This is a genomic window from Pseudomonas sp. IT-P12, from assembly GCF_949767465.1.
In the GTDB taxonomy this organism is placed as follows: Bacteria; Pseudomonadota; Gammaproteobacteria; order Pseudomonadales; family Pseudomonadaceae; genus Aquipseudomonas.
The window spans coordinates 269,136-281,881 of sequence record NZ_CATKPY010000026.1 but is presented as its reverse complement, the minus strand read 5'-3'; the positions used below and the strand labels follow the sequence as shown (position 1 = coordinate 281,881).

The 12,746-nt window shown below is 59.9% G+C and carries 11 protein-coding genes; 7 read left to right on the top strand and 4 right to left on the bottom strand.

Translation table 11 applies throughout. The features are described from left to right. Positions 1 to 8: 8 nt before the first annotated feature. From ACM6IM_RS26485 to yaaA, 4 genes are all read right to left on the bottom strand, one after another. The gene (locus ACM6IM_RS26485; protein WP_414866729.1) at positions 9 to 1,178 is read right to left on the bottom strand and encodes a PilZ domain-containing protein; all 1,170 of its coding nucleotides are present in this window, start codon (positions 1,176 to 1,178) and stop codon (positions 9 to 11) included. Positions 1,179 to 1,213: 35 nt separating this feature from the next. Then, positions 1,214 to 2,695 (bottom strand): mannuronan synthase, encoded by a 1,482-nt coding sequence (gene alg8, locus ACM6IM_RS26480; protein ID WP_412547985.1) that lies wholly within the window; start codon positions 2,693 to 2,695, stop codon positions 1,214 to 1,216. 155 nt (positions 2,696 to 2,850) lie between these two features. Then, on the bottom strand, positions 2,851 to 4,167 hold the full coding sequence (locus ACM6IM_RS26475) for a nucleotide sugar dehydrogenase (protein WP_192302756.1): 1,317 nt from the start codon (positions 4,165 to 4,167) through the stop codon (positions 2,851 to 2,853). Positions 4,168 to 4,983: 816 nt separating this feature from the next. Then, the gene (yaaA, locus tag ACM6IM_RS26470) at positions 4,984 to 5,763 is read right to left on the bottom strand and encodes a peroxide stress protein YaaA (protein ID WP_414866728.1); all 780 of its coding nucleotides are present in this window, start codon (positions 5,761 to 5,763) and stop codon (positions 4,984 to 4,986) included. 171 nt (positions 5,764 to 5,934) lie between these two features. On the opposite strand from yaaA, the gene ACM6IM_RS26465 reads away from it, so the two are divergent. From ACM6IM_RS26465 to ACM6IM_RS26435, 7 genes are all read left to right on the top strand, one after another. Beyond that, a complete protein-coding gene (locus ACM6IM_RS26465; RefSeq protein WP_414866727.1) occupies positions 5,935 to 7,059 on the top strand; it encodes a polysaccharide deacetylase family protein in 1,125 nt (374 codons plus the stop codon). Between the two features lie 348 nt (positions 7,060 to 7,407). Then, complete coding sequence (locus tag ACM6IM_RS26460; RefSeq protein ID WP_192302750.1) at positions 7,408 to 8,802, top strand: PhoH family protein; 1,395 nt, start codon at positions 7,408 to 7,410, stop codon at positions 8,800 to 8,802. 255 nt (positions 8,803 to 9,057) lie between these two features. Continuing rightward, positions 9,058 to 9,531 carry a cyclic pyranopterin monophosphate synthase MoaC gene (gene moaC / locus ACM6IM_RS26455; protein ID WP_192302748.1) on the top strand — a complete coding sequence of 158 codons (474 nt, stop codon included), beginning with the start codon at positions 9,058 to 9,060 and terminating at the stop codon, positions 9,529 to 9,531. Next, positions 9,528 to 9,770, top strand: a complete 243-nt coding sequence (gene moaD / locus ACM6IM_RS26450) for a molybdopterin converting factor subunit 1 (protein ID WP_201196759.1) — start codon at positions 9,528 to 9,530, stop codon at positions 9,768 to 9,770. The genes moaC and moaD overlap by 4 nt, the downstream gene beginning before the upstream one ends. A 3-nt stretch (positions 9,771 to 9,773) precedes the next feature. Next, positions 9,774 to 10,235, top strand: a complete 462-nt coding sequence (gene moaE, locus ACM6IM_RS26445; protein WP_192302744.1) for a molybdopterin synthase catalytic subunit MoaE — start codon at positions 9,774 to 9,776, stop codon at positions 10,233 to 10,235. Positions 10,236 to 10,493: 258 nt separating this feature from the next. Beyond that, entirely contained in the window at positions 10,494 to 11,270 is a 777-nt protein-coding gene (locus tag ACM6IM_RS26440; RefSeq protein ID WP_192302742.1) for an ABC transporter substrate-binding protein, read from the top strand. A gap of 275 nt (positions 11,271 to 11,545) precedes the next feature. After that, positions 11,546 to 12,055 (top strand): disulfide bond formation protein B, encoded by a 510-nt coding sequence (locus ACM6IM_RS26435; RefSeq protein ID WP_414866726.1) that lies wholly within the window; start codon positions 11,546 to 11,548, stop codon positions 12,053 to 12,055. Positions 12,056 to 12,746: the final 691 nt, after the last annotated feature.

The following is a 12,746-nucleotide window of genomic DNA, read 5'->3' as shown; positions in this document are numbered from 1 at the left end:
TCCTCCGCTTACAGGCCAGCAGCCATGGCTTTGTTGATCAGCCAGTTCAGGTTCGGGCCGCGGTCGCTGTTCACTTCCACCGGGCGACCGGCGAATTTGCTGTCCAGGGGCTCGTCCGGCTGGATCAGCACGCGGATGTCGGACGACAGGTCGGCGCTTTTCAGGCTGGTGCTGCTGACGATCTTGCCGGTGCGGCTCTGGTCTTCGCCGGCGATCTGGAAGCTGACGCTGGTGCCTGGGCGAACATCGCTGAACTGGCGATAGGAGAAGCGTGCCTCGACGTTGGCTTCGCTGTTGCGCGGCACCAGCTGGAAGATCACGTCGCCCTTGCTGGCGTACTGGCCGTCGGCGACCAGTTGCTGGGCCACGGTGCAATCGCACGGCGAGGTCAGGGTGCCGGTCATCTGCTTGCCGAACAGTTCTTCAACCTTGGCCGGTTGCAACTGGTCTTCGTCCAGGTGGCCCTTGAGCACGTCGAGCATGCTGGTGCTGAAGGTCGCCAGCGGCGCGCCCTTTGCGGCGACGCCGTCGGCCTTGACCAGGCTCTGCACGGTGCCGTCACGCGGCATGGTGATGTTCATGCCCGGCACGGCAACCAGGCCGGCCTGGGCGTGGCTGACGAAATACATGCCGTACACCGATTTGAAAATGAAGCCGAACGCCGCCAGGCCGACGAGGAAAATCGCCAGGCTGAAGGTCACTGCACGCAGACGACCGAACGGGGTCATGCCGCTGCCGCCGTCTTTTTGCTTGCGCGCCTTGGTGAAGTTGTCGCGCTGCAGGGTCGCCAGCACTTCGCCGATGCTGACGATGTCGCCGGCCAGGTGCGAGGTGATCAGGTGGCGCAGGGTCGAGATGTCCTGCTGCTCCAGGTTCTGGAACTGGCAACCGGCACGACCGGTCTGGCGGTCGAATGAGCGCACTTGCAGTTCGACGTCCATGGCCAGGCCGAGGTTATCGATGACGAACTGCAGGCGCGCCTTGTGCACGTCGCCGATCTTGAGCGGCAGCTGGCCGGCGTTGAACGCCAGGCCGCCGGCGGAGAGGTCCAGGACTCGGGCTTCGACCGGTGTACGGTCGGGGCCGAAGAAGCGCAGCTTGGCCGGGATTTTGACCCGGGCGTGCTGGCGCTGGGCTTCGGATTCATGCACTACGTTGGCGTTGACGGCGGTATTCATATGGGCGGTTTCCTAGTTAATTCAGGCGAGTTCGGTCAGACCATCAACAGCAGCGTGGCGACAAAGATGCTGCCCGCAGAGAAGGTCATGGTCCGAGACGACCAGGTGTTGAACCAACGTTGAAAGCTGGCGAGATCACGGGACAGAGAAGTGGGTTGGCGAGTCCAGGACTGTTGGTCGAGGCGGAAGAACACGTAGATCTTCACCAGCGCGCCGACGATCTGGTTGTAATAGAGAATCGCCGGGTAGGCCGGGCCGATCCGGTGACCGGAACACGACAGCAGCAGGGTCAGGATCAGGCGGGTGATGCCGATCCACAGCAGGTAAACCAGGATGAACGCGGTGCCGTACTTGAAGCTGGCGAGCAGCGCCACAGTCAGGCCCAGCAGCGAGGTCCACATCGACACGCGCTGGTCGAACAGCACCACCGAGGTAAACAGGCCGAGGCGTTTCATCCCCAGGCCCAGGGCGCGGGAGTTCTGGCGCAGGTTATTGCCGTACCAGCGGAACATCAGCTTGCGGCTGGCCTTGATGAAACTTTTCTCCGGCGGGTGTTCCACGGTGTGGATCGCCGCGTCGGGCACGTAGAAAGTGTCGTAGCCCAGGCGCATCAGGCTGAACCAGCTCGATTTGTCATCGCCGGTGAGGAACTTGAAGCGGCCCAGGCGCCAGTGTTGCAGCGAGTCGCTTTCCACGTCGGCGATGAAGTCGGGGTTGGTGACCACGGAGGCGCGGAACACCGACATGCGGCCGGTCATGGTCAGCACACGCTTGGACAGGGCCATCGAGCACATGTTGATGTGGCGCTGGGCGAAGCGCAGCTTGTGCCACTCGCTCATGATGTAGCCGCCGCGCACTTCGCAGAACTCGTTGGTGGTCAGGCCGCCGACGTTGCCGAACAGCTGGAACCACGGCACGGTCTTGAGCACGACGCCTTCGGCGAGCACGGTGTCGCCGTCGATCACCGCCACGACCGCACGGTCATCCGGCAGGTGGCGGGAGATGGCGCGGAAACCGTAGGCCAGACCATCGCGCTTGCCGGTACCCGGAATGCGCACGAAGTCGAGTTTGACCCGCGACGGTGGGTTCATCCGGTTCCACAGGCTTTTCACCAGCAGTTCATCGGACATTTCCACGATCGAGCAGACCACGGTGGTTGGCAGGCCGCAGTCGATGGCTTCGCGGATGACCGAGCTGTAGACCTGGGCGGTGGTCAGGGCGTCGATACGGAAACTGGTGACCATCAGGAACACATGGGACGGGTCTGCCGCTTTGCCCAGCTTGCGCACTTTGCGCCGCAGGTGCGGGTAGACCACGTACAGAAACAGCATGCCGCGCAGAAAGTGCGTGGCGCCCATCGAGTAGCGCCAGATACCGACGATACCGATCAGGAAAATGAAGTCCTTCGACTCGGAGTCGAACGTGGACACAGGCAACGCCGTGGCGATGCCCATCAAGATACTCAAGTAAAACAGCCAACCGGCGGCCTGGAGTAGGCCGTGCTTTAGCCTGTGCATAATTTGCATCCGTCTCGATCCGTAAAAGCTGTAGGAGCAAGCTTGCTCGCGAAGGTCGCCAACGATGCCGCTGGCAACCTGACACCCTGCGGTGTCGCTGAGTCCATCGCGAGCAAGGACTGGGCGTCCCCCTCGCTCCTGCAGGAGAGGCTGCCTTACCAGCAGATCCCTTCGGTGCGACCACTGACGCTGGTGGCTTGAGCCATGAAGCCCACCAGGTCGATCACTTGCTTGCCGTGCGGGACGTTCTGCACCAGGGTGCGGAATTTCTCGTCGCGGTTGCCGAGGATGATCACGTCGGAATTGTCGATGACGGCGTCGAAGTCAGAATTGAGCAAGGACGAGACGTGCGGGATCTTCGACTCGATGTAGTCCTTGTTCGCCCCGTGAACGCGGGCGTATTCGACGTTGCTGTCGTAGATGCTCAGGTCGAAACCCTTGCCGATCAGCATTTCCGCCAGCTCCACCAGCGGGCTTTCGCGCAGGTCGTCGGTGCCGGCCTTGAAGCTCAGGCCCAGCAGGGCGACTTTGCGTTTGTCGTGGCTGGAGACGATGTCGAAGGCGTTCTGCACCTGGGCCTCGTTGCTGCGCATCAGCGAGTTCAGCAGCGGCGCTTCCACGTCCAGCGAGCCGGCACGGTAGGTCAGGGCGCGAACGTCCTTGGGCAGGCAGGAACCGCCGAAGGCGAAACCCGGGCGCATGTAGTACTGGGACAGGTTCAGGGTCTTGTCCTGGCAGACCACGTCCATCACTTCACGACCATCGACGCCGACGGCCTTGGCGATGTTGCCGATCTCGTTGGCGAAGGTCACCTTGGCGGCGTGCCATACGTTGCAGGTGTACTTGATCATCTCGGCAACGGCGATGTCCTTGCGGATGATCGGCGCGTCGAGTTCTTCGTACAGCGATTGCAGAACGTCGCCCGAGGCTTTGTCCAGTTCGCCGATGACGGTCATTGGCGGCTGGTCGTAGTCGGCGATCGCGGTGCTTTCACGCAGGAACTCAGGGTTCACGGCCACGCCGAAATCCACACCGGCTTTCTTGCCCGAGCAGTCTTCGAGGATCGGGATGACAACGTTTGCGACGGTGCCCGGCAGCACGGTGCTGCGCACGACGATGGTGTGCCGAGTGGATTTTTCACGCAGGACAAAACCGATCTCGCGGCACACCGCTTCGATGTAGTTCAGTTCCAGGTCGCCGTTCTTTTTGCTCGGCGTGCCGACGCAGATCATCGACAGGTCGGTATCGCGAATCGCCTCGGCGAAGTTGGTCGTACCGCGCAGACGGCCGGTTTCGATGCCCTTGGCCAGCAACTCACCCAGACCCGGTTCAACGATCGGTGATTTACCGGCGTTGATCATGTCGATCTTGTCCTTGGCGACATCGACGCCAACGACGTCATGACCCCGTGCAGAGAGGCAACCGGCACAGACTGCACCGACGTAACCCAAACCAAATATGCTGATGCGCATCGCATTTTCCTCTGTGTTTAATCAAGCCATTACATGGCCGGAGTTAATGGTGTTCAGCGGTCATAGTGCACTCGGAAGTGCGGCTGACAGGCGTCGCAGTGCCGTGTGCAGGCATATAAGTTCCGAGTGTCTAAATAAGTGCACTCAAGGTGTGCGTAACTAGGCCTTAATTGTTATGACTTGCCCCGTTATGCAGCTGAGTCCTCTGGTCAGAGGTTCTTCGTGCAAAGGTCTTCCACACTCGATGCCAGGCAAAAGGCCCGTGGATCAAGCGTTTGGGTGCTCGGGAGAGCACGTTTACAGGGGCGCAGCCTTGGCCGTGTAGGGGATATTAATGGTGCGTATCTCCTTTCCTGTTGGTCTTGCCCAAATCAGGGATTACCGAGTTGAAGTTGTTGTGACAATTCAGGCCAGGTAAATCTCTACTCTGCGTAAGTTATCTCGTACATATCCAGAGATAATCGCTACCGGTGGTATGAGCTATGCATTTGGACATAGTTCCGATCCGCCCATCGCGATTTCTGAAATTTCTTGAAATATGGAAAAAGATGGCACTACTTTCAAATTGATGGCACTTGCTGTCTCACCCTTGTTACACGGGGACTTAAACGCGTGAGATATTTTTGTGCCACTACTGAGAATTTTTTTCAGTGCCACTACGGAAAAAAATGCGCCAAGTCGAGTGAAACTAAAGTTAAAAATATGACAGACAGTGTTTTGGCGCCAAAATAATGGCGAATCGGCGGGAGGATTGTCGGACGAAAAGGGAAGAGGCGCACGACCGGGTTTTTGCGGTCGTGCGCCAGATTGGCGCGTTTACTCGGGCGCGTGATCGCGCAGGAAGACCAAGCTGTCGGGTTTCGACTGTTCGGCGCTGTAGCGATAGCCTTGAACGTCGAATTGCTTGAGTCGAGCCGGGTCATTGATGCGTTCTTCGATGACGAAGCGGCTCATCAGGCCCCGGGCCTTTTTCGCGTAGAAGCTGATGATCTTGTACTGGCCGTTTTTCAGGTCCTTGAACTCGGTATTGATGACGCGGGCGTTCAGGGCCGTGCGTTTGACCGCCGAGAAGTACTCGTTGGACGCCAGGTTCAGCAGCACATCGTCGCCCTGGTCGGCCAGGGCTTCGTTCAACCATTCGCTGATCCGCGTGCCCCAGAAGGCGTACAGGTCCTTGCCACGGGCATTGGCCAGTCGAGTGCCCATTTCCAGGCGATACGGCTGCATCAGGTCCAGTGGGCGCAGCAGGCCATACAGGCCGGACAGCATGCGCAAGTGCTGTTGCGCATAATCGAAGTCGGCTTCGCTGAAGGTCTGGGCATTGAGGCCGGTGTACACGTCACCCTTGAACGCCAGCAGGGCCTGCTTGGCGTTGTCCGGGGTAAAGGCCGGGGTCCAGCTGCCGAAGCGCGCGGCGTTGAGGCCGCCGATCTTGTCGGAGACGTGCATCAGTTCGCTGATCTGAGCAGGCGTCAGGTCGCGCAATTGCAGGATCAGTTCCTGGGAATGGTCGAGGTACTGCGGCTGGGTAAAGCGCTGGGTCGCCGGCGGTGTTTCGTAATCGAGGGTCTTGGCGGGGGAAATCACCATCAGCATGAAGTCGTCTCCTTTGATCGTGGGGGCGATTCTAGGGGGTTGTCCCTGATGACTCCAGCTATCAAGTCCATAGGTGATGGTCGGTGCCTGACACATAACCCTGGGGGGCATCGTGGTGCAAGTGCCGGATCGGCTATAGTGCCGCGCGGGTTTTGTTATGGAGACATCCCATTGCGTATCGGTTTTATATTGTTGGCCTGGCTGTTGAGTGTCGGTGCGGTGGCCGCGCCGGGCGATGTGGCGACGCTCGATCGCGGCACCTGGCCCGAGCCGCTTAGCAACCCGACGCTGTTCGATGTGGCGTCGCGTGCGGAAATCCTGATGTTCGCCCGAGTGCTGTGGGCCAGCGAGTCGCTGGACGACGCCGGGCTGGCTCAGCGCCTGGGCCTGCGCACGGTCAATTCGGACTCGGTCAATCACCTGCGTCAGCGCCTGTGGCAACGCCTGCTGGACAACTACAACTTTGCGCAGAAGAGCTGCGACCAGGATGCGTCCTTCTGCTTCCTGGTCGAGGACATGGCCACCCTGCGCGAACAGGCTGCCAAGTTCCAGATCAGCGAAGACAGCTACTATGTAAAGTGGGCCGAACCCAGCCGGTTGTTCCATGCGCAGTACCTCGACGAGCTTCTGCGCAAGGCCGCGTTGTTCCCGCAAACCAGCAGTGAAATCGATCGTTTCGGCGACTACGAGCGCAATGGCGAGGCGATGCATGACCGGCTGTTCCTGCTGACCTTCGACAGCGCCGCCAATGCCGCGCCGGACAACACCGCCTGGGTCGCCGATTACCTGCGCAAGGCGAATCTGACCGGCACCTTCTTCGTGCTCGGCAAGGACGTCCAGGCGCGCCTGGGCGATCGTTCGGTGGCCAGCCTGCAGGCCACTTACTCCACGCAATGCATCGGCGTGCAGGGTTGGGAGTTCCGTTCCCACAGCCATTGGCAGGACTGGCAGGACTCGGTCCGCCGTAGCGCGGAACTGGTCAGGAGCAAGCTGCCCGAGAACTATGTGCCGCTGTTCCGTCCACCCGATGGTCAGCGCCGTTCGGACGCCGAAGGCTTCTTCAGGTCCCAGGGCTTGCAGGTTGCGTTATGGGACATCGACGCCCAGGACGGTGCCGGCAAGCTCAAGGCCCATCAAAGCGCACAACGGGTGCTGACCCTGATGCTGCTGTGGCGGCACGGGGTGATCAACTTCAACGTCAAGCAGGACGGGGTGAAAACGGCGCTGCCGTGGCTGATCACGCAAACGGCGCCCAGCGGGATCGGTTGGGAAGATTGTCAGGACGCGTTTCGCTGAACAGGAGAACGCCCGTAAACATTGGGTTTTGGGCGGTTTTTCGAGGAAATTCGATGCAGGCGGACTTCCGACTTTAACGGCACATTGCCTGCACGCCAAGGGCTATTCGTCACTCTGAAAAATAAACTTCAAAAAAGCGTCAAAGTGCTTTTTTCTGTCATGGGTTTTGGAGTATTACGAAGACAGACCGCCGAAACCTGCATCACAGGTGGCGTCTTCCAAGACCCCTTGTGTGCAGTCCGCTTGCTCTGCGCTTTTCGTAGGTAGTGCGGGTGGTTTCGGCAGTCACTTCGAGGCGCAGCACCGCCTGGGTATTGCGTCGAATGGCTCCCACAAAGGTGACCGAGTATGGATGACAACGGACGTAGTTCTTCCTCCAACCAGCCAATCCTTTATGTACTCGATACCAACGTATTGATTCACGATCCAAACGCCCTGCTGAATTTCGAAGAACACCACGTCGCGATCCCGATGACCGTGCTTGAGGAGCTGGACAAGCTCAAGAGCGGGCATCACAGCGTGGCGGCCGAATGTCGCCAGGCGATTCGCCTGATCGACAAGACCCTGGGCGAGGCCAGCCCGGAAGACGTCGAACTGGGGGTGCCGATCCAGCGTGGCAAGAGTGGGCCCAAGGGCTTGCTGTCAATTCTGATGAGCAAGCGCGAAGAGCCGAACATCATTCTGCCCGAGCACCTGAACGACAACATCATCATCAACCAGTTGGTCGATCTGCATGCGCGCCAGCCCAAGCTGCCGGTGGTGCTGGTCACCAAAGACATCAACATGCGCCTCAAGGCTCGCGCCTGCGGGATCGCGGCCGAGGACTACAGCACCGACCAACTGGTCGACGATGTTTCGTTGCTGCCCAATGGCTATCACGACATGACGGGCTCGTTCTGGGACCGCGTGAGCAAGGTCGAGACCCGCCAGGATCATGGTCGCACCTGGCACCAGGTGCAGTTGATCGACAACCTGCCGGCCGTGCACATCAACGAATTCATCATCGACGAACAAGGCTTTGTCGGCTGGATCAAGGAGATCGAGGAAGACCGCCTGCTGATACTCGACCTGCATCAGGAACCCCTGTTGCACCAGGAAGCCTGGGGCCTGAAACCGCGTGACATCTACCAGAGCCTGGCGCTGTATGCCTTGCTCGACCCGGACATCCACCTGGTCAACCTGTCCGGCGCCGCCGGCTCCGGTAAAACCATCCTGGCGCTGGCGGCGGCCATCGAGCAGACCATGGTCAGCAAGCGCTATCGCCGCATCATCGCCACCCGCAGTGTGCAGGGCCTGGACCAGGAGATCGGTTTCCTGCCCGGCACCGAAGCCGAAAAAATGGAGCCGTGGCTCGGCGCCATCACCGACAACCTCGAAGCCTTGCACATGGATGACGAGAGCACCCATGGCAGCGTCGACTACATCCTCAGCAAAGTGCCGCTGCAGTTCAAATCCCTCAATTACATCCGCGGTCGCAGCTTCCAGCAGAGCCTGATTCTGATCGACGAATGCCAGAACCTCACGCCGCACCAGATGAAAACCATCATCACCCGTGCCGGCGCCGGCTCCAAAGTGGTGTGCCTGGGCAACCTGGCACAGATCGACACCCCGTACCTGTCCGCGACCAGTTCCGGGCTGACCTACCTGACCGAACGCTTCAAGGATTTCCCGAACGGCGTCCACATCACCCTGCAAGGGGTGCCTCGTTCGATTCTGGCCGAATACGCCGAATCGCATCTGTAACCGCTCACACAAAGCCGGGCGATCGCAAAGTCGCCCGGTTTTTTTATGCCCCAAACAAATCCCCTGTGGGAGCGGGCTTGCTCGCGAAAGCGGTGCGTCAGGCAATAGCGATGTCGTTTGACACGCGGTCGCCCGGTTTTTTTGTGCTTGATCCAGATCAAACTGTCCGCACGCGGCTTTGCCGATCCTGTAATCAAGTGTGCGGATATTTGACCGGCGGGTTTACAATCGGGGCTCCTGATCAGGAGTAAACCCGTGCTGACTCATCTCGATTCCCAAGGTCGCGCCCACATGGTCGACGTCACCGACAAATCCGTCACGTTCCGCGAGGCGACGGCGCAGGCGGTGGTGCGCATGCTGCCGCAAACCCTGCAGATGATCGTCAACGGTGACCATCCCAAGGGGGATGTGTTCGCCGTTGCCCGCATCGCCGGCATCCAGGCGGCGAAGAAAACCAGCGATCTGATTCCGCTGTGCCATCCGCTGATGCTGACCGGGGTCAAGGTCGAGCTGAGCGCCGAAGGTGAAGACAGCGTGCGTATCCGCGCGTGCTGCAAGTTGTCGGGGCAGACCGGCGTCGAGATGGAAGCACTGACGGCGGCCAGCGTCGCCGCGCTGACGATCTATGACATGTGCAAGGCCGTGGATCGCGGCATGACCATCGAAAGCGTGCGCCTGCTGGAGAAACTCGGCGGCAAGAGCGGCCATTTCCAGGCGGATCAACCATGAAAGTCACTGTGAAGTTTTTTGCCCGTTACAGGGAAGCGCTGGGCGTCGAGTCGGTGAAGGTCGAGGGCAGTTTCGCCACGGTCGACGACGTGCGTGCCTTGCTGGCGCAGCGTGATGGCGCCGAGGTGCTCAGCGAGCAGAACCTGATGTGCGCCCGCAACGAAGACCTGTGCCAACTCGACGAACCGGTGAGTGACGGCGACGAAGTGGCCTTTTTTCCGACCGTGACCGGGGGCTGAGGCATGGCCATTCGCGTGCAGTCCACGGCGTTCGATCCGGGCGCCGAAGTCAACGCCATGCACGCCGCCCATGTCGGCGTCGGCGCCGTGGTGAGTTTTGTCGGCTACGTGCGCGACTTCAATGACGGGCGAGAGGTCGCCGGGATGTTTCTCGAGCACTATCCGGGCATGACCGAAAAGGCCCTCGGCAAGATCGCCGACGAGGCCGGCCAGCGCTGGCCGTTGCTCAAGCTCGAAGTGCTGCATCGCATCGGCGCCCTCGAGCCGGGCGAACCGATCGTCTTCGTCGGCGCCGCCAGCGCTCACCGCCAGGCCGCGTTCGACGCCTGCGCCTTCGTCATGGACTACCTGAAAACCCGCGCACCGTTCTGGAAGAAGGAAAACACCAGCGACGGCCCGCGTTGGGTGGAAGGGCGCGACAGCGATCATCTGGCGGCGGACCGCTGGAAGCAGCAGGTTCAGTAGCGCCTTCAATTCTTCATCGCGAGCAGGCTCGCTCTCACAGGGAACCGCGATCCCCTGTGGGAGCGAGCCTGCTCGCGATAGCCATCACTGCGTTTTCCCATTCTGCCGTCCGACCATCGGCCAGCCCATTCCCCCATTCCCCCGATTGACGCCATGTACATAAAAGTCCAGTATGGATTTATTAGTACAAAAAAGGCTTCGTGCGTGTCGCTTTTCTTCTGTCTTGCCAAACCAACAACAACCCGCGAGAAAACGAACATGAAGAAATTTCCCCTCATCACCGGTCTGGCCCTGAGCCTGTTGGCGTGCAGCTCCCTGTTTGCCGCCGAGAAAACCCTGCGCATCGGCATCGAAGCGGCCTACCCGCCGTTTGCGTCGAAAACCGACAAGGGCGAGATCGTCGGTTTCGACTACGACATCGGCAATGCGCTGTGCGCGCAGATGCAGGTCAAGTGCGTGTGGATCGAAGGCGAGTTCGACGGCCTGATTCCTTCCCTCAAGGTGAAGAAAATCGACATGGCGCTGTCGTCGATGACCATCAACGAGGACCGCAAGAAGTCGGTGGATTTCACGCACAAGTACTACTTCACCTCATCGCGCCTGGTGATGAAGGAAGGCGCGGTCGTCGATGACCAGTACGCCAGCCTCAAAGGCAAGACGGTCGGCGTGCAACGGGCCACCACCACCGACCGTTACGCCACCGAGGTGTTCGAGCCCAAGGGCATCAACGTCAAGCGTTACGGCAATAACGAAGAAATCTACATGGACCTGGCGGCCGGTCGTCTCGATGCCATCTTTGCCGACACCATCCCGCTCAATGACTTCCTGTCGATGCCGCGCGGCAAGGGCTACGCCTTCGTCGGCCCTGAACTCAAGGACCCGAAATACGTGGGCGAGGGCGCCGGGATTGCGGTGCGCAAGGGCAACAGCGAGCTGGTCAGCCAGTTGAACACGGCCATCGACGGCATTCGCGCCAGTGGCGAGTACCAGAAGATTTCGGACAAGTACTTCAAGTCGGATATCTACGGCGACTGACCAACGTCCTTGATCCAATCCCCCCTGTGGGAGCGAGCCTGCTCGCGAGGGTCTTCAACGATGATGCAGGCTACCTGACGCCCCGCGCTGTTCTTGAGTCCATCGCGAGCAGGGCTCGCTCCCACAGAAGAGGGGGGGGCGAGCTAACCTCGGTTTAATGCTTCCTTAACAGACTTATCGTTTATTCCCGACATCCATTGCACGCGCCCCCGGGCTCTCCAAGGCCCGGGGCAGCGTGTAGACTGGCGGTCATCGATATCTGGAAGGGAAACGCAATGAGCGAGGAAACGATGCGGTTGGGCCGTGAGCGGCGCTACCTGGTATTGCTGGGCATCATCTGCCTGGCGCTGATCGGCGGCGCGCTGTACATGCAAATCGTGCTGGGCGAGGCACCCTGCCCGCTGTGCATCCTGCAACGCTATGCCTTGCTGCTGATCGCGATCTTCGCGTTCATCGGTGCGGCGATGCGTACCCGCCGCAGCATCACGGTGTTTGAAACCCTGGTGGTGATCTGTGCCCTGGCGGGCGTCGCGGTGGCCGGGCATCACGTCTATACGCAGTTCTATCCGGCGGTCAGCTGTGGCGTCGATGTGCTGCAACCCATCGTCGATGACCTGCCGCTGGCGAAAATCTTCCCGCTGGGCTTCCAGGTCGACGGTTTCTGTTCGACACCGTATCCGCCGATCCTCGGTCTGTCGCTGGCGCAATGGGCGCTGCTGGCCTTTGTGCTGGTGGTGGTGCTGGTGCCGCTGCTCACTTCGCGCAATCGCAAGGCGCTGCGCTGACGGCATCCGTCACACTCATCCGAAACGCCCCGGCCCTCATCGAGGTCACCGGGGCGTTTTGCATTTCAAGGGGGCTGCAGGAAGTCCTTGATGAACGTCAAGAACAGGGGCTGCGCATGTGCGACATGTTGTCACAGCGCACGTGTCGCAGGCTCATCGCCCGCGCTGAATTCAACCTTCTGCACGCAAGAAAATGTCACCTTTGCCGCGCTGTTCGGTTTCAGTGCGCCGAGCCCGGAGCAGGCAGTTTTAACAGGGTATGGCATATGGCCAGAACCCCCGTCGTACCGGGGCTTAAACAGGGTGGGCCGAGCGTATCCGACCCTGGAAGCTGTCTGAACTGGGCACGATAGACCTACTATTTTTGGTGTTTTTGTTGAGAATCAATTTCGATAACATGGCGCACTTTTGCAAAAAAGTTCACGAATTGTTGCCGGCACGGATATAAATTATTTCGGGATGAGACATGGTTTATGAATCGCTACATATCTACAATCGCCCGCACTGAATCCCCGGCACTGCTCAAGCTGACCCTGGTCCTTGGGCTGTAACAGGACGTCGAGAGGCCCGATGGCTTCACGCACGTCCTCTGGTGTCGGTGCCTTCCAACTTCCGCACCAAATGGAATTGGTCTGTAACAAGGCCTTTGACCACGAATTCGAATAAGAACTCACCGCTAGCCCAGGATTTG